The organism is Streptomyces sp. NBC_00442 (genome assembly GCF_036014195.1).
Lineage (GTDB): Bacteria > Actinomycetota > Actinomycetes > Streptomycetales > Streptomycetaceae > Streptomyces.
On the sequence record NZ_CP107918.1, the window covers coordinates 4,603,784 to 4,624,719 of the forward strand.

The 20,936-nt window shown below is 72.0% G+C and carries 17 protein-coding genes and 1 tRNA gene; 8 read left to right on the forward strand and 10 right to left on the reverse strand.

Annotation, left to right across the window (positions count from 1 at the left end; translation table 11 throughout):
* Positions 1–60 precede the first annotated feature (60 nt).
* Positions 61–831 carry an ABC transporter ATP-binding protein gene (locus OG432_RS20620; RefSeq protein WP_328312433.1) on the reverse strand — a complete coding sequence of 257 codons (771 nt, stop codon included), beginning with the start codon at positions 829–831 and terminating at the stop codon, positions 61–63.
* Positions 832–1,287: 456 nt separating this feature from the next.
* Here OG432_RS20620 and OG432_RS20625 point away from each other — a divergent pair.
* A tRNA-Leu gene (locus OG432_RS20625) sits at positions 1,288–1,369 on the forward strand.
* Between the two features lie 154 nt (positions 1,370–1,523).
* Complete coding sequence (locus OG432_RS20630; protein WP_328312434.1) at positions 1,524–2,399, forward strand: Bax inhibitor-1/YccA family protein; 876 nt, start codon at positions 1,524–1,526, stop codon at positions 2,397–2,399.
* Between the two features lie 102 nt (positions 2,400–2,501).
* Here the strand turns inward: OG432_RS20630 and OG432_RS20635 are convergent, their stop codons facing one another.
* The 3 genes from OG432_RS20635 to OG432_RS20645 form a co-directional block, all read right to left on the reverse strand.
* Positions 2,502–3,707, reverse strand: coding sequence for a glycoside hydrolase family 64 protein (locus OG432_RS20635; protein ID WP_328312435.1), 1,206 nt, complete (start codon positions 3,705–3,707; stop codon positions 2,502–2,504).
* A 14-nt stretch (positions 3,708–3,721) separates the two neighbouring features.
* Positions 3,722–5,122, reverse strand: coding sequence for a glycoside hydrolase family 16 protein (locus tag OG432_RS20640; RefSeq protein ID WP_328312436.1), 1,401 nt, complete (start codon positions 5,120–5,122; stop codon positions 3,722–3,724).
* A 421-nt stretch (positions 5,123–5,543) separates the two neighbouring features.
* Positions 5,544–5,774, reverse strand: a complete 231-nt coding sequence (locus tag OG432_RS20645; RefSeq protein ID WP_328312437.1) for a DUF4287 domain-containing protein — start codon at positions 5,772–5,774, stop codon at positions 5,544–5,546.
* Between the two features lie 100 nt (positions 5,775–5,874).
* On the opposite strand from OG432_RS20645, the gene OG432_RS20650 reads away from it, so the two are divergent.
* Positions 5,875–6,201: a hypothetical protein gene (locus OG432_RS20650; RefSeq protein ID WP_328312438.1), complete on the forward strand. Its 327-nt coding sequence runs from the start codon at positions 5,875–5,877 to the stop codon at positions 6,199–6,201.
* A 632-nt stretch (positions 6,202–6,833) separates the two neighbouring features.
* Here OG432_RS20650 and OG432_RS20655 read toward each other — a convergent pair.
* From OG432_RS20655 to OG432_RS20665, 3 genes are all read right to left on the reverse strand, one after another.
* Positions 6,834–7,634, reverse strand: a complete 801-nt coding sequence (locus tag OG432_RS20655) for a hypothetical protein (protein WP_328315175.1) — start codon at positions 7,632–7,634, stop codon at positions 6,834–6,836.
* Positions 7,635–7,998: 364 nt separating this feature from the next.
* Positions 7,999–9,219 carry an acetyl-CoA C-acetyltransferase gene (locus tag OG432_RS20660; protein WP_328312439.1) on the reverse strand — a complete coding sequence of 407 codons (1,221 nt, stop codon included), beginning with the start codon at positions 9,217–9,219 and terminating at the stop codon, positions 7,999–8,001.
* Between the two features lie 117 nt (positions 9,220–9,336).
* The gene (locus tag OG432_RS20665) at positions 9,337–10,323 is read right to left on the reverse strand and encodes an SGNH/GDSL hydrolase family protein (RefSeq protein WP_328315176.1); all 987 of its coding nucleotides are present in this window, start codon (positions 10,321–10,323) and stop codon (positions 9,337–9,339) included.
* 164 nt (positions 10,324–10,487) lie between these two features.
* On the opposite strand from OG432_RS20665, the gene OG432_RS20670 reads away from it, so the two are divergent.
* On the forward strand, positions 10,488–11,876 hold the full coding sequence (locus OG432_RS20670; protein ID WP_328312440.1) for a cystathionine beta-synthase: 1,389 nt from the start codon (positions 10,488–10,490) through the stop codon (positions 11,874–11,876).
* Positions 11,877–12,495: 619 nt separating this feature from the next.
* Here the strand turns inward: OG432_RS20670 and OG432_RS20675 are convergent.
* Entirely contained in the window at positions 12,496–12,942 is a 447-nt protein-coding gene (locus tag OG432_RS20675) for a hypothetical protein (RefSeq protein ID WP_328312441.1), read from the reverse strand.
* Positions 12,929–14,428: a purine-cytosine permease family protein gene (locus OG432_RS20680; protein ID WP_328312442.1), complete on the reverse strand. Its 1,500-nt coding sequence runs from the start codon at positions 14,426–14,428 to the stop codon at positions 12,929–12,931. Before OG432_RS20680 ends, OG432_RS20675 begins: the two co-directional genes overlap by 14 nt.
* 146 nt (positions 14,429–14,574) lie before the next feature.
* On the opposite strand from OG432_RS20680, the gene OG432_RS20685 reads away from it, so the two are divergent.
* The 3 genes from OG432_RS20685 to OG432_RS20695 all read left to right on the forward strand — a co-directional run bounded on the left by OG432_RS20685 (position 14,575) and on the right by OG432_RS20695 (position 17,691).
* Positions 14,575–16,119, forward strand: coding sequence for an aromatic amino acid ammonia-lyase (locus tag OG432_RS20685; RefSeq protein WP_328312443.1), 1,545 nt, complete (start codon positions 14,575–14,577; stop codon positions 16,117–16,119).
* An 11-nt stretch (positions 16,120–16,130) separates the two neighbouring features.
* Positions 16,131–16,970, forward strand: a complete 840-nt coding sequence (locus OG432_RS20690; RefSeq protein ID WP_328312444.1) for a MurR/RpiR family transcriptional regulator — start codon at positions 16,131–16,133, stop codon at positions 16,968–16,970.
* A gap of 154 nt (positions 16,971–17,124) precedes the next feature.
* Complete coding sequence (locus OG432_RS20695; RefSeq protein WP_328312445.1) at positions 17,125–17,691, forward strand: hypothetical protein; 567 nt, start codon at positions 17,125–17,127, stop codon at positions 17,689–17,691.
* Positions 17,692–17,712: 21 nt separating this feature from the next.
* Here the strand turns inward: OG432_RS20695 and OG432_RS20700 are convergent, their stop codons facing one another.
* Positions 17,713–19,059 carry a diaminopimelate decarboxylase gene (locus tag OG432_RS20700; RefSeq protein WP_328312446.1) on the reverse strand — a complete coding sequence of 449 codons (1,347 nt, stop codon included), beginning with the start codon at positions 19,057–19,059 and terminating at the stop codon, positions 17,713–17,715.
* 115 nt (positions 19,060–19,174) lie between these two features.
* Here OG432_RS20700 and hutU point away from each other — a divergent pair, with 115 nt between their 5' ends.
* The gene (gene hutU / locus OG432_RS20705) at positions 19,175–20,839 is read left to right on the forward strand and encodes a urocanate hydratase (RefSeq protein ID WP_328312447.1); all 1,665 of its coding nucleotides are present in this window, start codon (positions 19,175–19,177) and stop codon (positions 20,837–20,839) included.
* The last annotated feature ends 97 nt before the right edge of the window (positions 20,840–20,936 follow it).

A 20,936-nucleotide genomic window follows, 5' to 3' on the forward strand; every position in this document is an offset into this window, starting at 1 on the left:
CGGTCGCGCAGCTCCCCGCGCCCCTGTGGGGCGCCCGGCATGGGCATACCCAGCTCGGGGTCAGCTGGTGCGGCCCTTTGCCTCGAACGCCTTCATCCGGTCGAGCACCCCGTCCGCGCTGGGCCGCAGCATCTCGTCCACGATCCGCCCGTCGGCCAGAAATATGACCCGGTCCGCGTACGAGGCGGCTACCGGGTCGTGGGTGACCATCACCACGGTCTGCCCGAGCTCGCGCACCGAGTTGCGCAGGAAGCCGAGGACCTCCGCGCCGGAGCGCGAGTCCAGGTTTCCGGTCGGCTCGTCGCCGAAGATGATCTCCGGCTGGGAGGCGAGCGCGCGGGCCACGGCGACGCGCTGCTGCTGGCCGCCGGAGAGCTGGGTGGGCCGGTGACCGAGCCGGTCGGCGAGGCCCACCATGGAGATGACCTGGTCGAGCCACTCCTTGTTGGGCTTGCGGCCCGCGATGTCCATGGGGAGCGTGATGTTCTCCAGGGCGGTGAGCGTGGGCAGCAGGTTGAACGCCTGGAAGATGAAGCCGATCTTGTCGCGGCGCAGCTGCGTGAGCTGCTTGTCCTTGAGGGAGCCCAGCTCGGTGTCGCCGATGCGGACCGCGCCGGAGCTGAAGGAGTCCAGACCCGCGACGCAGTGCATCAGCGTGGACTTGCCGGAACCCGAGGGGCCCATGATCGCGGTGAACTCGCCCTGCCGGAAGTCGACCGTGACCTGGTCGAGGGCGACCACCTGGGTCTCGCCCGTGCCGTAGACCTTCGACAGCTCGATGGCGCGGGCGGCCACCGCGGTCGCGCGGTGTGCGGTGGGGATGGTGGTCACGGAGGTACTCCTGTCGAGCGGCTTTCGGGGACGTCTCCATCCTTCCGGCCGCCGGCCGCCACATCGTCAGCCCCTGTACCCGTTCCCTGGCCCTCTTGAGTCGGACGGCGAAGACCCCTCCGTCCTCCTGAGGTATGACAGCACCCCTGAGACCCCGCCCGGAGCCGGGCCGGAGTCCAGCCGGAACCGAGCATCGCTCGACCCGGACTCCGGCGGGCCGTGCCAGCGTCTCTCACTGGGCGGAACGGGGCATCGACTTTCCGTCATTCCATCGCCGCATATCGGGGTACCCCGGACGCCCTGCCAACCGCCTCCGGCATGTGCCAACACCGCTCCGAGCTGTGCTGACGCGCCCTCAGGCGTCAATAAAATAAGACAACATCGGATGGTTGTTCCGCTGTTCGGGGGATGCGTCGGGCTAGGCTCGTCCCGCGAAACGCGGAGCCGCGCGCCCTGGCCCGGATGGTGGAACGCAGACACGGCGAGCTTAAACCTCGCTGGCCTTCGGGCCGTGCCGGTTCAAGTCCGGCTCCGGGCACTCCAGCAGGATCCGGCTTCCCGCGCGTCGGGGTGCCGGGCCCTTGCACCACCCTCCTCCCCGCGTGAAGATCCTCCCTAGGCAGTACGTGGTTTCTTTGCATGCCCATTACCCTTGACGGCAAGGCCGCGCAGGGCGGCCATGGAGGAGTGAGATGAGGAGCAGCAACCCGGTCTTCTCGCGACGGGGCTTCAGCCGCGACAATGGCTACGCCGGTTTCAACACCGCGCAGCAGCCGCAGGCCGGGGGCAACCCGTACGCGCAGGCGCCCGCCAACCCGTACGCGACGAATCCGTACGCACAGCAGGACACGCAGCTGGGCGCCCCGCAGGCGCCGGCCCGTTCCGGTGTGATGACGATCGACGACGTGGTCACGCGCACCGCGATCACGCTCGGCACCGTCGTCGCCGGCGCGGTCGTCGCCTGGCTGGCGCTGCCGGTCGACGCGGCGAACATCGGCAAGTCGTACGGCATCGCCATCGGCGCCGCGCTGATCGCGTTCGTCCTCGCGATGGTCCAGTCGTTCAAGCGCAAGCCGGTTCCGGCGCTGATCATCGGGTACGCCGCCTTCGAGGGCGTCTTCCTCGGTGTGATCAGCTCGGCCGTCACGACTCACGTGTCGGCGGGCGCGGTGCCGCAGGCGGTGCTCGGCACGATGGCGGTCTTCGCCGGGGTGCTGATCGCCTACAAGACCCGGCTGATCCGGGTCAACCGCCGCTTCACCGGCTTCGTCATGGCCGCGGCCATCGGCTTCATGATCCTCATGCTGGTCAACCTGCTGTTCGCGGCGATCGGCGGCGGCGACGGCCTCGGCTTCCGCAGCGGCGGCCTCGGCATCGTCTTCGGGATCATCGGCATCGTCCTCGGCGCCTGCTTCCTGGCGATGGACTTCAAGCAGGTCGAGGACGGCATCACCTACGGCGCTCCGCGCGAGGAGTCCTGGCTGGCCGCCTTCGGCCTCACCATGACGCTGGTGTGGATCTACCTGGAGGCGCTGCGGCTGATCTCCATCCTCCAGGGCAACGACTGACACGACGACGGACACGACGACCGACACCGCGGGCGGTGGACGTCACGAGGGGCCCCGCCCGGCACTGCTGCCGGACGGGGCCCCTCGCCGTGTGCCGGTGTCTCACCAGCCGATCGAGAGCGTCAGTTCCGTCGGCGGGTTCGCGTTGCCCAGGATCTGCACCGACGACTGGTCGTTGATGTCGTCGTAGGGGAAGCCGTACGCGCGCCCCGCGAGGCCCACGGTGTGGAAGAAGGCCGCGTAGTCGTTCTTCGGGGTCGCGCCCTGGTAGTAGGCGGACGGGGTGTGCCACAGGGAGGTGTTCTGGGCCACGCCCCGGTTGAACGCGGCGCAGAACTCCGCGCCGAGCCGCTTCTCCACGTCGCCGCCCGAGGCGAGCGCCCCCGAGCAGGCCATGACCTCGCGCGAGGTCGGCTTGTTCAGGGTGAAGGGGCCGGCTCCGTTCCTGGTGAAGGTCAGCGTGGAACCCGCGACGTGCCCGGAGAAGGTCTCGCCCGGCGCGCTCAGCGTGAAGGGATGGGAGGCGTAATAGCTCCAGGTCTGGTCGATGGTGGAGGTCAGGTAGTCGCCGGGGAAGGCGGCGGCCGAGCGCGGGGCCACGATCCGGTAGGCGGACCGGAGCGGCTTGAAGGCCGCCCCGACGCCTGCCGCGTACGCCGACATGACCTCGGCGCGGGACTTGGCGATGCCCCGGGTGGTGTCGTAGCCGCTGGAGGTCTGGCGCAGCCGGGCGGTCATCGGGAAGCCGAACTGGTCGACCTGGGTGGTGTTCCCGCCGTACGCGGCCTGCCCGTTGACGAAGGTGTACTCGTACCAGTCGTAGTAGACGTCGTTGTTGGGATCGGACGGGTTGTTGGGGTCGGGGCCGCCCCAGCCCTGGTCGTCGGGCGAGACCGGGACGTAGAGCGGCGAGCCGAGCGAGAGGTAGATGCGGCCGCCGCGGATGGAGGCGGGGGAGGGCACGCGGCCGCCCGCCTGCGTCAGGGTGAACGACATGTTCGGGTAGTTCACGCCGTGCTTGGTGAGGTGGCCCGGCGCGTTCGCGTCGAGGTGGTTGATGTGGGCGGTCGTGCCGTCGGGCTTCAGGTACGACCACTGGCCCGGGGTGATCTGGCCGAGCACGGTGACGTAGATCTGTGCGTCGGCGTACGCGCCGTGGGTGTTGTTCTGGAACACGATCGGGAAGCCGGCCGAGGCGGCGGCCCGCGGGGTTCCGATGGTCGGGCCGGCGGCCGTGGCGCCGCCCGCGCCGAGGAGCAGGAGCGCGCTGGCGGCCGCGGCCGCCAGGAGGAGCCGTACGGTCTTCATGCCCGCGCCCCTCATCAGTGGCCGAATCCGAACCAGTTGACGTTGACGAAGTCGGCGCCCTGGCCACTGGTGAAGGTCAGGTAGACGTCGTGGGTGCCGGTGACGCCGCTGATGTTCGCCGGGACGGTACGCCAGCTCTGCCAGCCGCCCGTGTTGGCCACGGCGAAGCTGCCGACGGGCGCGTTGCTCCGGCTGTCCAGGCGGACCTCCACCAGGCCGCTGACCCCGCCGGCCGCGCCGCTCGCCACCCTGGCGGAGAACTGCCTGGCCGCGGTCGTACCGAAGTTCACGCCCTTGTAGAGAGCCCAGTCGCCACTGGCGAGGGAACCGATGTCCTGGCCGCCGCCGCTGTCGGTGGTGGCCTCGTTGGACACGCCGGACTGCTGGTCGTACGACTCGGCCTGGACGGTGCCGTACGCGTCGCGGCTGCCCGACGGCGGCGGCGTGGTGGGCGGGGTGGTGCCGGAACCGCCGGCCTGCCGCACGGTGACGTAGTCGACGACCAGGGGATGGCCCGGCTGGGTGCCGGCGTCGGGGCCGCCGCCGAACGCGTCGGGGAAGCCGCCGCCCATCGCGACGTTCAGGATGACGAAGTAGCCGTGGTTGGTGGCGTTGGTCCAGGTCGCCGCGTCGACCTGGTTCTGGCTCACCGTATGGAAGTTGACGCCGTCGAGGTAGAAGCGCATCTGCTCGGTGGCGCCCGAGCGGTCCCACTCGACGGCGTACGTGTGGAAGCCGCCCTGGCAGGTGGCGCCGTCGCAGGCCTTCTGGCCGCCGATCCCGGTGGTCTCGTTGCAGGGGCCGCCGGGGCTGGTGCCGCAGTGCATCGTCGACCAGTTGTTGTTCAGGCCCTGCACGTTCTCCATGATGTCGAGCTCGCCGATGCCGGGCCAGTTCCAGTAGTTGCCGCGGAAGGGCGCGCCGAGCGCCCAGAACGCCGGCCAGTAGCCCTTGGCGGCGGCGCCCGTCACATCGGGCATCTGGAGCCGCGCCTCGATGCGGAGCTTGCCGCCGGCCGGGGGCTGGAAGTCGGTGCGCTTCGTCTCGACGCGGCCCGACGTCCAGTGGCCCGAGGCGTCGCGCTGCGGGGTGATGCGCAGGTTCCCCGCGCCGTCGAGGGCGACGTTGCTGGTGGACGAGGTCATCGTCTCGACCTCGCCGGTCCCGAAGCCCGCCGGGCCGCCGGGGTAGCTGGTGCCGGTCGTGTACTGCCAGTTGGCGGTGTTGATGCCCGAGCCGGCCGGCCCGTCGAAGTCGTCGGTGAAGACGGTGGTCCAGCCGGCGGGGGGCGGCGGGGCGGAGGCGCTCGCGGGCAGCGCGACGACGGCGGCGCTCGCCGCGGCGAGGCCGAGGGTGGCGAGCACGGCGGTCAGGGCTCGCCGCGCGGGGTTTCGTCTGTGGGGTGACGGGCGCATGGGGGGTGCCTCTCTCGGAAAGAGAGCGCTCTGAGAGCGCTCTCAGCGATGGGCTGCGCGGTCACTGTGCTCCCCGGCGTCCGGAGCGTCAAGAGGTAAAACAGTGAAAGCCCTTGTGGGGATGGGGAGTTCACCTACTGAAGGCGGGTTGTGCGGCGCGGATGCGCGGATGCGCGGGGGCGGCGCGGGGTGCGGGGTGCGACGGGTCTGGCTTGCGCGGCGGGTGCGGGCGGCGCGGCGGGTGTGGCTTGCGCGGCGGGTTTGGCTCGCGCGGCGGGTTTGGCCTGTGTGGCGGGTGCGGCTTGCGCCGGGCGGCGCGGCGCGGGCAGCACGTCGCCCCGCCGGCCGGGGCCGACGGGGCGAAGGGGCGGTGCACTTCCCGCGGAGGTGCGGAAAGCCGGACAGAACGATCCTCCCGGAACTAGAGCAGGCGTCGCGCGGCTCGCCTCAGGTCGTACTCATGGATGATCGCCTTGGCGTGCCCATAGGCGAGATCGTGCTCGCTCCGGAGCCAGCTGACCTTCTCCTCGAAACGGAAGAGGGAGGGGCCTTCCTCGACGGTGCGGAGCCAGTCGGTCACTTCACGACCGGTGCAGTGGGGGATGCGGGAGAGCAGGTTGCGGTGGGTCTCTTCGGAGAAGACTTGGGACATCGGCGCCTCCGGAGGCATTGCGCTGCGTGGTCCTTCACTGCACCGTGCCTCAGGGTTCGCGTATTGGCAACAGTGCGGGACGGGCGCGTAGGGTCGCGGCGTGCTCGATGTGAACCCCTTGATCCTGGCCGTGGACCGTTTCGCCGACCGGCTGCGCGCCGCGCCCGAGAGCCGTCTGCGCCGCGGCGCGGCGGCCGAAGCGCTCGCTCTGGCGCGGGAGTTGGCGCTCAGGGCGCAGCGCGTCGAGGATCCGGAGCGCGAGCCCCTGCGCATGCCGGACGCCGGGATGTTCAGCGTCGCCGACCAAGTCATGGTCGCCGGAAGGGATTTGGCCCAGGCCCTGCACACGACGAAGACCCCGCCGGGCGGGGAGCCGGAGGGGGCGGTGGGGCTGGTGGAGGCGGCGGAGGGGCGTGCCTTTGGCTAGCCGCCGGGGGGTGGGGGCTGGGGGTTGGGGGCTGGGCAGGGTTTTCGTGCGCGGGCCGTGCGTGGCTGGTCGCGCAGTTCCCCGCGCCCCTGAAACCCGCTTTCGTCCGCGGGCCGTGGACGGCTGGCCGCGCAGTTCCCCGCGCCCCTTGAACGGCCGGTTGTCGTGTGCGGGCCGTGCTCACGTCTCGCGCGGTTCCCTGCGCCCCTGGAGGGGCTCGGTAGAGGCGTCCTCAGCCTGTCCGGCGTTTGAGGACGAGCGCCCTTTAGGCGCGAACGGGGGTGCAGGGGGCGGAGCCCCCGCCGGGGTTGGAGGGGCGGAGCCCCTCGGGGGGTCCGGGGCGCAGCCCCGGGGAGCTGAGGCCTTCAAGTAGTCGCACGGGCGGGAGGGTGGGAAAACCCCCCGGGGTCCGGGGCGCAGACCCGGGGAGCTGAGGCCTTCAAGTAGCCGCACGGGCGGGAGGGTGGGAAAACCCCCCGGGGTCCGGGGCGCAGCCCCGGGGAGCCGCGCCTTCGGAGTTGCCGCACGGGAGGTGGGTGGGAAAACCCCCCGGGGAGCCGCGCCTTCGGAGTTGCCGCACGGGCGGGAGGGTGCGAAGACCCGTGGGGGCTGGGGCACAGCCCCGGGTGCGGTCAGAGGGAGGCGATGACCCGGTCCGCGAGGATGTACACGCTTTCCTCGCCGCACGAGAACGTCAGCGCATACGCCCCGGAGACACCGGACCCGCCGAGCAGCACCGGGGTCTGACCGTCGCGCAGGGCGGCAGCGAGGCGCTCCGAGGTCTCCCGGTGACCCGGGGTCATACAGAGCGTGGTGCCGTCGGTGAAGACGTACACGTCGAGCGTGCCGAGCGGCCCCGGCCGCACGTCCGCGAGGGCGGTACGGGACTCGGCGAGCTCCTCCAGGCGCGACACCGTCGCCTCGTGGTCGGCGACGACGGGCGTCTGGACCGGCACGAAGTCGGGGTGCGAGGGGTGGCGGCGGCGGGCCGCGGCCAGCTCGGGGGAGTCCTCGGGGAACTCCTCGACCATCTCCAGGGCTTCGGCCTCAAGGCCGGCGAAGTCCGCCTGGCGGGGCAGGAAGAGCGCGGCGTCGTCGCCGAGGCCCGCGAGCCCGCCCAGCATCGGGGAGGGCGCGTCCGCGGCGTCCCTGGCCTCCTGGGCGGCCCAGAAGGCGCGCGCCTCGGCCAGCTCGCGCTCGCGCTCCTCGGCGAGGGCCTCCGCGACGGCGGCCCGTATGTCGGCGGCCGGTGTCGCGGCGGAGCGGACCTGATGCGGCAGGCTCACGCCGTGCTCGGCACGGTTCTCGAAACGGGTGGCTGCCAGGTCTTCGCGCAGAGCCACGACCTGCTTGCGCAGCCCGTGGGCAGCGTGCAGGGCAGCGGCGCCCACGGCCGTGGCAGCGGCCGTGGTCAGCAGCAGGGCAAGAGGCATGGCGCTCACTGACGTACTCCCGGATTCAAACGATTCCCCGACTTCCTACATCAGCTTGTCGTGAGCCCGCCCCCGGTGTCAGTGCATTACGTCACGAAATGGACAGGTCTTTGGGCCTCGGGTTTACCGGCATACCGGGCCTGACCTGGGAAAATGGTCTCCGGGCAGGAGATACGTCACATCCTGGGGGAGATTCGGTCACGGTTAGGACGCGGAAGGATTGGCTGTGAGAGGCCTGTGGGACGCGAGAGCCCTGGTCAGGGGGGCAGGCGTCGCGTTCCGCGTACGACCGGTGGCGGCCGGGACGTCAACGCTGCGTCGACGAAGGGTCAACGCAGCGCTCCCGGCCGCCCGATGGCGTTTTTCAGCTGAGGCGCTCGATGACCATCGCCATGCCCTGGCCGCCGCCCACGCACATGGTCTCCAGGCCGAACTGCTTGTCGTGGAACTGGAGGCTGTTGATCAGAGTGCCGGTGATGCGGGCGCCGGTCATGCCGAAGGGGTGACCGACGGCGATGGCGCCGCCGTTGACGTTCAGCTTGTCCAGCGGGATGCCGAGGTCCTGGTAGGACGGGATCACCTGGGCGGCGAAGGCCTCGTTGATCTCGAAGAGGTCGATGTCGTCCACGGTGAGCCCGGCGCGCTTGAGCGCCTGACGGGACGCCTCGACGGGCCCGAGGCCCATGATCTCGGGCGACAGGCCCGTCACGCCGGTCGAGACGATGCGGGCCAGCGGGGTCAGGCCCAGCTCGCGCGCCTTGGTGTCGCTCATGATCACAAGGGCGGCGGCGCCGTCGTTGAGCGGACAGCAGTTGCCGGCCGTGACGAGGCCGTCGGGGCGGAAGACCGGCTTGAGGCCCGCCACGCCCTCCACGGTGACGCCGGCGCGGGGGCCGTCGTCCTTGCTGACCACGGTGCCGTCCGGGGTCGTGACGGGGGTGATCTCACGCTCCCAGAAGCCGTTCTTGATGGCTTCCTCGGCGAGGTTCTGCGAGCGCACGCCGAACTCGTCCATCTCCTGGCGCGAGATGCCCTTGAGGCGGGCGAGGTTCTCGGCGGTCTGGCCCATCGCGATGTACGCGTCCGGGACGAGGCCGTCCTCGCGCGGGTCGTGCCAGCTCGCGCCCTCGGACTGCGCGACGGAGGCGGTGCGCGCCTCGGCGTCGGCGAACAGCGGGTTGTGGGTGTCGGGCAGGCCGTCGCTGCTGCCCTTGACCGAGCGGGAGACCATCTCGACACCGGCCGAGACGAACACGTCGCCCTCCCCGGCCTTGATGGCGTGCAGGGCCATGCGGGAGGTCTGGAGCGAGGAGGAGCAGTACCGGGTGATGGTGCAGCCCGGCAGGTGGTCCATGCCCATCTGCACGGCCACGATGCGGCCGAGGTTGTGGCCCTGCTCGCCGCCGGGGAGGCCGCAGCCGAGCATCAGGTCGTCGATGTCGCGCGGGTCGAGGCCGGGCACCTTGGCGAGGGCGGCCTCGATGATCGTGGCCGTGAGGTCGTCGGGGCGGAGATCCTTGAGCGACCCCTTGAAGGCGCGGCCGATGGGGGAGCGGGCGGTCGAGACGATCACGGCTTCGGGCATCACGGCTCCAAGGGATGGGAAGGCAGGACTCCCTGGGAAGTTACCCGCACGTAGTGGATTGGTCATCCGGGGTGGCGTGTGATGCGGGACTCTTTTCTAAGCGATCGCTCAGGACCGTCACGGCCGTGTGTGCGAGCCGTCGGGGGTCGGCTCCACGGGGGCGGACAGCCGCCGTCGGCGGCGGTACTTGAGCAGCGCCCAGGGCGCCCGCACCCCCGTGACCTCCGTGCCCGCCTGCGCCGCCGCGGCCGAGGCCGCCTTCGCCACCGGCAGGATGTCCTCGTTGCGCGAGGCGTCGGGGTGGTCGGACTCGGGCCACAGGCCGAGCGAGGCGCACAGCGTGGGCAGTACCGCCATCGCCGCGGTCGCGTAGCCCTCGGCCGAGGGGTGGTAGTTGTCGGGTCCGAACAGTTCGCGCGGATTGGCCTCGAACTCGGGGCCGAGCAGATGGCCCAGCGACACCGTGCGCCCGCCCTGCTCCACCACCACGATCGTCTGCGCCGCCGCGAGCTGGCGCGAGACGCGGCGGGCCAGCCAGCGCAACGGCTGGTAGACGGGCTCGATGGTGCCGAGGTCGGGGCAGGTGCCGACGACCACTTCGGCCCCCGCGGTACGCAGCCGGCGCACCGCGGTCGAGAGGTAGCGCACCGACGAGGTGGCTGCCATCCGGGTCGTGACGTCGTTCGCGCCGATCATGATCACGCAGACGTCGGGGGTGCGGCCAGGGTCGGCGAGCAGCAGGGACACCTGGCGTTCCAGGTCGTCCGAGCGGGCGCCCGGCAGCGCCACGTTCCGCAGCGTGACCATGCGCTCGGCGACCGCCGCGAGCCCGGAGGCGAGCAGCGCGGCCGGGGTCTGGCCCGCCCGCCGCACGCCCTGGCCGGCCGCCGTGGAGTCGCCCAGCATGCCGAGCCTGAGCGGCGGCGTACCGTCGGCGAAGGCCGTCCCGTACAGTCCGTCCGCGTTCGGGGCCTGCGGGGAGCCGCCGCCCACCGTGCGTTTCGCGAGGGCGAGCTCGGCCAGCACGACACCGACCGCGGCTCCGGCCAGCAGCCCGATGCCGCCGCCGCCGAACGCCGCGCCCGTCGCGATCCGCCGTGCCACCCTCGCCCTCGACAGAGTCCCCGTCACCGCCACCTCCCAGGAGCTTGCAGTCGTACACCAGCTAACTGCCCGGTAGCGGGTGTCGCTCAATCCAGTGCAAAGGTGAACACCCCCTCGCGGTCCGCATACGCTGGCGGTACCTAATCGGAGACCCGGAGACAACGGTGCGATTCCACGACTCGATGATCAGCCTCGTAGGCAACACCCCGCTGCTGAGGCTCAACAGTGTGACCCAGGGCATTCAGGCGACCGTCCTGGCCAAGGTCGAGTACTTCAACCCGGGCGGCTCGGTGAAGGACCGGATCGCCGTCCGCATGATCGAGGCGGCCGAGCAGTCCGGCGCGCTCAAGCCCGGTGGCACCATCGTCGAGCCGACCAGCGGCAACACGGGTGTCGGCCTGGCCATCGTGGCCCAGCAGAAGGGCTACAAGTGCATTTTCGTCTGCCCTGACAAGGTCTCCACGGACAAGATCAACGTGCTGCGCGCCTACGGCGCCGAGGTCGTGGTCTGCCCGACCGCCGTCGACCCCGAGCACCCGGACTCGTACTACAACGTCTCCGACCGCCTGGTGCGCGAGACGCCGGGCGCCTGGAAGCCGGACCAGTACAGCAACCCGAACAACCCCCGTTCGCACTACGAGACCACCGGTCCCGAGCTGTGGGACCAGACGGAGGGGAAGATCACCCACTTCGTCGCGGGCGTCGGCACCGGCGGCACCATCACCGGCACCGGGCGCTACCTCAAGGAGGCCAGCGACGGGAAGGTGCGCGTGGTCGGCGCGGACCCGGAGGGCTCCGTCTACAGCGGCGGCTCCGGCCGGCCGTACCTGGTGGAGGGCGTCGGCGAGGACTTCTGGCCGACCGCCTACGACCGGACGGTCACCGACGAGATCGTCGCCGTGTCCGACAAGGACTCCTTCCAGATGACCCGCCGCCTGGCCAAGGAGGAGGGCCTCCTGGTCGGCGGTTCCTGCGGCATGGCCGTCGTGGCCGCGCTCAAGGTCGCCGAGGGCCTCGGCCCCGACGACGTCGTCGTCGTGCTGCTCCCGGACTCCGGCCGCGGCTACCTCTCGAAGATCTTCAACGACGAGTGGATGGCGGACTACGGCTTCCTGGAGGAGGGCAGCCACTCGGCGCGCGTCTCCGACGTGCTCGGCTTCAAGGAGGCCGGCCACCTGCCCTCGCTGGTGCACATGCACCCCGAGGAGACGGTCGGCCAGGCCATCGAGGTGCTGCGCGAGTACGGCGTCTCGCAGATGCCCATCGTGAAGCCGGGTGCGGGCCACCCCGACGTGATGGCCGCCGAGGTCATCGGCTCGGTCGTCGAACGCGAGCTGCTCGACGCCCTGTTCGCGCAGCGCGCCCTGCTCGACGACCCGCTGGAGAAGCACATGAGCGCGCCGCTGCCGCAGGTCGGTTCGGGCGAGCCGGTGAGCGACCTGATGTCCGTGCTGGGCAAGGCGGACGCGGCGATCGTCCTGGTCGAGGGCAAGCCGACGGGTGTGGTCAGCCGCCAGGACCTGCTGGCCTTCCTGGCCCGTACGCCGCAGTAGCCGCGCGGCGCCGTCGCGCAACCGGTACGCGCGCGACATGTGCGCGCAGCACCCGCTTAACACGGCCCGTGCACAGTGGGGGTGTCGGCGGGGGGACCCGGGCAGGGGCACTCGGCCGATGCCACCAGTGGCGTCAGGTAGGTCCGGAGCGGCTCCCGGGCTTTCCTTGCAGGCGCCCAGGACGCGGGGTTCCGGCGCAAGCCGGGCCCGTGTCCCTCGCGGGGACCGTCGTCGTCCCGGCCCCCGGGCGACCGGGGGTGCGACGGCCCCCGCGCTCGGCCCACCCCACCCCGCTTTCGTGTGCGGACCGTGCCCACTTCCCGCGCAGTTCCCCGCGCCCCTGAACCCCGTCTTCGTGTGCGGACCGTGCCCACTTCCCGCGCAGTTCCCCGCGCCCCTTAACTGCTCGGTGCCGGGCAGCATGGGCCACCTCAGCCTGTCCGGCGTTTGAGGACGAGCGCCCTTTAGGCGCGAACGGGGTCTGGGGCGGAGCCCCAGGGAGCCGCACCCTTCAGAGTTGCCGCACGGGATGGGGGTCCCCCCTGCTCATTAAGAGCTTGGGGGAGGGTGGGAAAACTCCCCGGGGTCCGGGGCGGAGCCCCAGGGGGTCGGGGGCCGCTCAGTCGGACTCGGTGCGGCGCCGCCCCATCCGCTCCCACGGCCACCGATGCGCCGCATGCACCGCGTTGACCGCGACAATCCCGCACCACGTCACCACCAGCCCCTTGAGCCCCCCATTGACCCCGCCGATCGCGGAGAGCGGGATCGCGAGGATCAGCGAGATCATGGCGAAGCCGAAGCGCTCGCCGAAGTTGCTGTCCGAGCCGCCGCGGGCCGGACGGCCGCCCCGGGCCACGACCATCTGCTGCTCGGCCAGCTGACGGCGCACCCGGCGGTCCACGGAGCCGTCGACGCGCTGCTCGACCTTCTCCAGGAAGGAGTCGACGAGCGCCGACTCGTAGTCGGGGCCGAGCTCCCTGCGGGCGTGGAGCGTGGCGTCCAGTTCCTTCTTGAGCTCGGTGTCCTTCACGAGACTGGACCGGGGCTCGGTGTCACGGGCATCCATGCGGTTCACGGTACGGAGCGGCGGCCCCGTCCACAGTGGGGGTACCCCCCGTATTCCGGTTCCGGTTCCGGCGTGCCAGCACGAAGTAGAGCGCCGCCGGCACGGCGAGCCCCACGATCCACGAGATGTCGGCGCCGCCGAGGGGGGCGACCAGCGGACCGGTGTAGAAGCTCGTCGCGAGGAACGGGAGCTGGGCGAGCACACCGGCCGCGTAGACGCACAGCGCGTCCCAGCGCCAGGCCCCGTAGCGGCCCGCAGTGTCGAAGAGGGCGGGGACGTCGTAGCGTTCGCGGGAGATCAGGTAGTAGTCGACCAGGTTGATCGCCGACCACGGCGTGAAGAAGGTCAGCAGGAACAGCAGGAAGTCCTTGAACGAGGTGAGGAACGAGTCCTTGCCCGCGAGCGCCACCGCCGTGCCGGCCAGCATGATGGCGCCGATGTAGAGGGCGCGGGCCCGCTGCCCGACCGTCCGGTGGCCCCGGAATCCGCCGATGCCGGTCACCATCGACATGAACCCGCCATAGGTGTTCAGGACGTTGATGGTGAGCTTGCCCAGCGCGATCGTGAAGTACAGGAACGAGGCGATCAGGCCGGTGCCGCCGAGCCCGACGACGTACCCCACCTGGTCGTCGAGGAACGCGCCGCCCGCGGTCGCGGCCACCAGCACGCCGAACGTCATCGACCACTGCGACCCGAGCGCCGACCCGCCCAGCGTCCACCAGAACGTGGCGCCGGCGCTGGTCGTACGGGGCAGATAGCGCGAGTAGTCCGCGACGTACGGGCCGAACGCGAGCTGCCAGGACGCGGAGAGCGACATCGCGAGCAGGAACATCGGCAGGTGGAACGCCCGGTCGTGCAGGACCGCCGTCAGGTCGATCCGGCCCAGCAGGCGGATGCCGAGGTAGACGAAGGCGAGCGCGCAGACCACGCTCGCCACCCGGCCGAGCGTGTGGATGACCCGGTAGCCGACCGCCGCGGTCACCGCGGTGACCAGGGCGAAGATCACGATGCCCGGGGTCTCGCCGAGGTGGGTGAGTTCGCCGACCGCCTGGCCGGCGAGCACCGTACCGCTGGCGAAGAACCCGACGTACATCACGATCACCAGGAGCAGCGGGACCACGGCGCCCTTCACGCCGAACTGGGCCCGCGAGGAGATCATCTGCGGCAGTCCGAGGCGCGGGCCCTGCGCCGAGTGCAGCGCCATGACGGCGCCGCCGACGAGGTTGCCGGCGACGAGGCCGATCAGCGACCAGAACGCGCCGCCGCCGAAGACCACCGCGAGGGCGCCCGTCACGACGGCGGTGATCTGGAGATTGGCGCCGAGCCACAGGGTGAACTGGCTGAAGGCGGTGCCGTGGCGCTCGGCGTCCGGGACGAAGTCGATGGAGCGGCGCTCGACGAGAAGCGCGGCTCGGCCCGCCGGTTCGGCGCGGTCGGTTCGGCCTGTTGGTTGGGCTGGTTCGGCTGGTTCGGCTGGTGCGGCCATGGGGAGGATGTGCTCCTTCGCGACGAGGAGGCGTGCGGGCTTGCCCGGCTGTATATGGTCATGCAGAGTTCTGGGTGGCTGAATAATTTGTCAATGGCTCAAGGCCGAGCCATGTGTTCCGCGTCCGGAAATGGTGGTGTTCGCGCATGTTGTCGTCCCACGTCGTGGACGCCTCGCAGGATCAGCAGTCCTCCCACACCTCCCACGCCTCGCACGCCTCGCGGGATCCGTCGGCCGATGTCGTCGTGTTCGACGGCGCGACCCTGCCCGTCGCCGACGTCGTACGTCTCGCCGACGGCGCGGCACGTCCCGAGCCCGCCGCCGAGGCGATGCTGCGGGTCGAGCGCGCCTGGCACACCGCGCGCGAACTCGCCGCGTCCGGGCGGGTGTACGGCCGCTCGACCGGCGTCGGCGCCAACCGCAACGAGGCCGTGCCGACCGAGGCCGCAGCCGGGCACGGCCTGCGGTTGCTGCGCAGTCACGCAGGCGCGATCGGCGATCCGCTGCCCGACCGCGAGGTCCGCGCGATGCTCGCGGTGCGGGCCAACCAGCTGCTCGCGGGCGGCGCGGGACTTCGCCCCAGCGTCGTCACCGCGCTGTGCGAGGCGCTGGGGGCCGGGGCGCAGCCGGTGGTCAACGAGTTCGGCTCGGTCGGCACCGGCGACATCGCCGCCCTCGCCCAGGTCGGCCTCGCGCTCGCCGGTGAGCACCCCTGGCAGGGCGGCCCCGAGCCCGAGGCGCAGCCCCTCGACAACAACGACGCCCTCGCGCTGATCAGCTCCAACGCGCTCACGCTCGGCCAGGCCACGCTCGCCCTTGACGAGCTGCGCCGCCTGATCGCGGCCACCGAGATCGTCGGCGCCTTCTCGCTGCTCGCGGTCGACGGCTCCTACGAGGCGTACGCGGAGCCGGTGCACGTGGCCCGCCCGCACCCCGGGTCTCGCGCGACGGCCGCCCGCATGCGCGCGCTGCTCGGCGCCCCCGCCCGGCCCACCCCGCCGCTCGGCCGCATCCAGGACCCGTACGGCTTCCGCTGTCTGCCGCAGATCCACGGGCCCGCGCGCGACGCGGCCGATGCCCTGGAGCGCGTCCTCGCGATCGAGATCAACGCGGCCGCGGAGAACCCGCTGATCTCCCCCGACGACCTCGCCGCCTACCACCACGGCGGCTTCTACATGGCCCAACTCGCCCTGGCCCTGGACCACTTCAGGCTGTCCGTCACCCAGGTCGCCCGGCTCTCCACCTCCCGGCTCTCCGCGCTCAACGAACCCGCCTACACCCGCCTCAAGCCCTTCCTCGCCGACGCCGAGGCCGCCTCGTCGGGCGTGATGATCCTGGAGTACGCGGCCGGCGCCGCCCTGGGTGATCTGCGGGCCTTCGCCGCCCCGGCCTCGCTCGGCCACGCTGTACTCTCTCGGGGCGTCGAGGAGCAGGCCAGCTTCGCCTCGCTCGCGGCCCGCCAGACACTGCGGCTCGGCGGGGCGCTGCGGCTGGTGGTGGGGTGCGAACTCGTCGCGGCGGTACGGGCGTTGCGCCAGCGCGGGCTGCGCCCCGACCCGGAACTCCCGGTCGGGCGGGCGTACGCGCTCGCCGAGTCGGTGCTCGACGAGGATGTCACCGACCGGCCGCTGACCGACGACGTCGACCGGGCGGCCGCACTGCTCGACCGGTTCAAGGACGTGGACGTATGAAGGGGGACGGCATGAGCGAAGGCCCTGCCGCACGGCTGCAACAGCTCTTCGAGGGGCGCCGGCTGACCCCGACCCAGCGGCGCATCGCCCACTGCATGGTGCGCCAGGCCGCCGACGTGCCGTTCCTGTCCAGCGTCGAACTCGCCGAACTCGCGGGTGTCAGCCAGCCGTCGGTGACCCGGTTCGCGGTCGCCCTCGGCTTCGACGGCTACCCGGCGCTCCGCCGCCACCTGCGCGAGGTGGCTCCGGCGCCGGCCGACTCGGTGGCCGAGACCTCGTACAACGAGTACCAGCAGGCGGTGCGGGCCGAGATCGAGAACCTCCAGCACCTGGCCGGGCTGCTCGCCGACCCCGCCCCGGTCGAGAACGCGGGCCGGCTGCTCGCGGCGTCCCGGCCGCTGCCCGTGCTGGGTCTGCGGGCCGCCTCCTCGCAGGCCCGCGGCTTCGCCTACTTCGCGGCCAAGGTCCACCCCGATGTGCGCCTCCTCGACGAGGGCGGCACGATGCTGGCCGACCGGATCGACGCGGCGGTGCGGGCCGGGGCCTCTGCGCTGCTGTGCTTCGCGCTGCCGCGCCATCCCAGGGAGGTCGTGGAGACGCTCGCGTACGCGCGCTCCGCCGGGCTCACCGTGGTCACCGTCGCCGACTCGGCGTTCGCGCCGGTCGCCAAGCACAGCGACCTCCTGATCCCGGCGGCCGTCGGGACCGGGCTCGCCTTCGACACGGCGTGCGCGCCGATGCTGCTGGGGCGGGTTCTGCTGGAGGCGATGTGCGACGGCCTGCCGGATGCGCAGGCCCGCCTGGAGGAGTTCGACGCGAAGGCCGCGGCGCGAAACCTGTTCGTCGACTGACCCGCTGACCAACCCGCCGGGGATGTCCATGCCGCCCGGCATCAGTACCGCCAGAGCGCGGGGAACTGCGCGATCGGACCGTGCGGGCTCTCACGAACCGCTCAGATTGCCCCGCTAACCTCCGCGCCAGTATGCGAACGCATGGAGGTGGGACGTGAGTCGCGGAGGGCATGCGCTGGCGCGCGTGGCGGTGGTCGTACGGGCCGGGGCGGCCCCGATGTGGTGGCTTGGCCTGCTGGCCGCGGGCCTCGGGGCGATGCTCCCCGTGAGCCTCACCGGACGCCGGATCGGGCTGCTCGCGGGCGCCGCGCTGTTCGTCGTGGCGGCGGCCGTGACGTCCCTGGCCCGGAGCCGCCGCTACACCCACTTCGCCGAGGCCGCGTCGCGCGCCGCCAAGGCGGACTTCCTCCAGGACCGCGCCGTCACCGTACGCACCTGGCGGCGGGCGTGGCGCTGGTGGCTGCTGCTCGCCTTCCTCGCCGCGGCCGGCTCCTCCTTCGCGCTGCCCGGCGCCGCCGGACTCCTGATGGCGGGCGCGGGTGCCGGTCTCCGGCTCAAGGCCGGCCGGCTCGGGCGTCTCGAGCGTGCGGCCGACGCGCTGATCTGGGTCCGTACGGACTGGGTGCCCAAGGGCGCGCCGGCCGGCAAGCGCGTACGGGGCTTCCGGACGACCGGGCTCGGCGCCGGGGACGCGACGCCGGGCGGGGGCCGCCGCCGCTGAGCGCGGCGGCTCGCACAGCGCTCAGAGCAGTGCGTCCGCGTGCGCGCCGCCCGACTCCGCGACCAGGTCCTCGACGGGCTGCGGGCTGCGCACCGTGGCGAACCGCACGCCGTCCGGGGCTGCGGTGAAGCCGTAAATGCCGGGCCGGGCAAGGGAGTTGTAGGAGTAGTGGTGGGCGAAGTAGTACGCCCCGGTGTCGAGCACCGCCGTGTAGTCGCCCTGTTCGAGCAGCGGCAGCGGACGGTTCTCGGCGAGCAGGTCACCGGCGAAGCAGGCGGGCCCGGCGATGTCCTGCGCGACGGCCGGCCCCGGCTTGGGGCGGCCCTTCGCGTCGTACGCCTCGATCCGCAGCGGCCAGGAGGCCGGCGCGTACACGGTGCGGGCGGCGATCTGCACGCCCGCGTGGGTGACCGCGATGGGCCGGCCCCCCGAGCTCTTCGCGTACTCGACCCGGGCGAGCACCGTGCCGTGCTTGGCCAGTAGTGAGCGGCCGAACTCCGTCACCAGCGCGTACCGCCCGTCGAACAGGCCGGGCACCGTCTCCTTGAGGACGCGCGCGTAGGTCGCGTACGTCGGTGTCTCCTCGTCCGAGCCGAAGTTGACCGGGAGTCCGCCGCCGATGTCGAGGGTGTCGACCTGCTGGCGGCCCACCGCCGCGTTGATCTCCTCGGCGAGCTCGTAGGCGGCCCGGACCCCTTGCGCCATGAGGGGGAGCGCCACCCCCTGCGAGCCGGTGTGCGTGTGCAGCCGGGTCAGCCAGGGGCGCTCCGCGTATGCCCTGACGACCCAGTCCCGGGCGCCGTCGTCCAGGAGCGCCACCCCGAACTTCGATGTCGCCGTCGCCGTGGACAGGGCGTCGATGGACCCCGCGCCCACCTGCGGGTTGACGCGGAGCCCGAGCGGCGACGCGGTCCCCGCCGACTCCACGAGCGCGTCCAGGCGGGCCAGCTCCTGGGGGTTGTCCGCGTTGACGGCGATGCCCAGGGCGAGGGCCTCGCGCAGCTCGGCCGGGGTCTTGGCGGGGGAGTCGAGCACCGTGTCGGCGGGCGCGAGCCCGGCGGCCCGCGCGAGGGCCAGCTCGCCGGGGCTCGCGACCTCGGCGCCCAGGCCCGCGTCCCGCAGCAGCCGCAGGACCGGCACCAGGGGGCACGCCTTCACGGCGAAGGCGTGCAGCACGGGCGCGTCGGTGACGTCGGCGAAGGCGGCGCGCAGGGCGGCCGCGCTCGCACGGATGCCGGTGGTGTCGAGGAGGGCCACGATGGGGGCGTCGGGCCCGGCGATGCCCTGTTCCACCGCGGCCCGCACGGCCTGTTCGCGCCGTTCGGCCGCCGCGGCCCCGGCCGTGGGGGACGTTGCCTGGGAAGTCATGCGATCAAGCCAATCACCGGGCGGGCCGGAGCGCAGGGGCGCGTTACGTATTGACTAGTTCTATTCAGTGACCCAGGATGTGAATATCTGGATCAGGTCACGAGGAGGCATCGCCATGTCAGGACCCCGCCCCGTACGGGCACCGCGCGGTACGGAACTGAGCGCCCTGGGATGGCAGCAGGAAGCCGCGCTGCGCATGCTCCAGAACAACCTCGACCCCGAGGTCGCCGAACACCCCGACCAGCTCGTCGTCTACGGCGGCACCGGCAAGGCCGCCCGCGACTGGCGCTCCTTCGACGCCATGGTGCGTACGCTGCGCACCCTCAAGCAGGACGAGACGATGCTGGTCCAGTCCGGCCGTCCCGTCGGCGTCATGCAGACGCACGAGTGGGCGCCGCGCGTCCTGATCGCCAACTCCAACCTGGTCGGCGACTGGGCGAACTGGGAGGAGTTCCGCCGCCTGGAGGCCCTCGGCCTCACCATGTACGGGCAGATGACGGCCGGCTCGTGGATCTACATCGGCACGCAGGGCATCCTCCAGGGCACGTACGAGACGTTCGCCGCGGTCGCCGCCAAGAAGTTCAACGGCACGCTCGCCGGGACGATCACCCTGACCGCCGGGCTCGGCGGCATGGGCGGCGCCCAGCCCCTCGCCGTGACGATGAACGACGGCGTCGCGATCTGTATCGACGTCGACCCGCGCGCCATCGAGCGCCGCATCGAGCACCGCTACCTGGACGTGAAGGCCGACTCCCTGGAGCACGCGCTCCAGCTGGCCGTCGAGGCGCGCGACGCCCGCCGTCCGCTCTCCATCGGCCTGCTCGGCAACGCGGCGGAACTCCTTCCGCGGATGCTCGCCGAAGGCGCCCCGATCGACATCGTGACCGACCAGACGTCGGCCCACGACCCCCTCGCCTACCTTCCCGTCGGCGTCGCCTTCGACGACATGGCGGCGTACGCGGCGAAGGACCCGGCGGGGTTCACCACCCGCGCCCGTGAGTCCATGGCGAAGCACGTCGAGGCGATGGTCGGCTTCATGGACGCGGGCGCCGAGGTCTTCGACTACGGCAACTCCATCCGCGGTGAGGCCCAACTGGCGGGCTACGAGCGGGCGTTCGCCTTCCCCGGCTTCGTGCCGGCCTACATCCGTCCGCTCTTCTGCGAGGGCAAGGGGCCCTTCCGCTGGGCGGCGCTCTCGGGCGAGGCGTCCGACATCCACAAGACGGACAAGGCGCTGCTGGAGCTGTTCCCGGAGAACGAATCGCTGCACCGCTGGATCAAGATGGCCGGCGAGCGGGTCCACTTCCAGGGTCTTCCCGCGCGGATCTGCTGGCTCGGCCAGGGCGAGCGGGACAAGGCCGGCGACATGTTCAACGACATGGTCGGCAACGGCACGCTGGCCGCGCCCCTCGCGATCGGCCGCGACCACCTGGACTGCGGGTCGGTCGCCTCCCCGTACCGCGAGACCGAGGCGATGCTCGACGGCTCGGACGCGATCGCCGACTGGCCGCTCCTGAACGCCATGGTCAACGTGGCGTCCGGCGCGTCCTGGGTCTCCATCCACCACGGCGGCGGGGTCGGCATGGGCCGCTCCATCCACGCGGGTCAGGTGTCCGTGGCGGACGGCACGAAGCTGGCCGGCGAGAAGATCCGCCGGGTCCTCACCAATGACCCCGGGATGGGTGTCATCCGACACGTCGACGCGGGGTACGACATCGCGGAGCGGGTGGCCGCGGAGAAGGGCGTCCGCGTCCCCATGCGGGAGGGTGAGAGCGAGTGACCTCTCCCTCCGAAACCCCGCCCACGCCTGAACGGCGCTCGTCCTCAAGCGCCGGACGGGCTAAGGATGCCGCCGCACCCGGCCCGGTAAGGGGCGC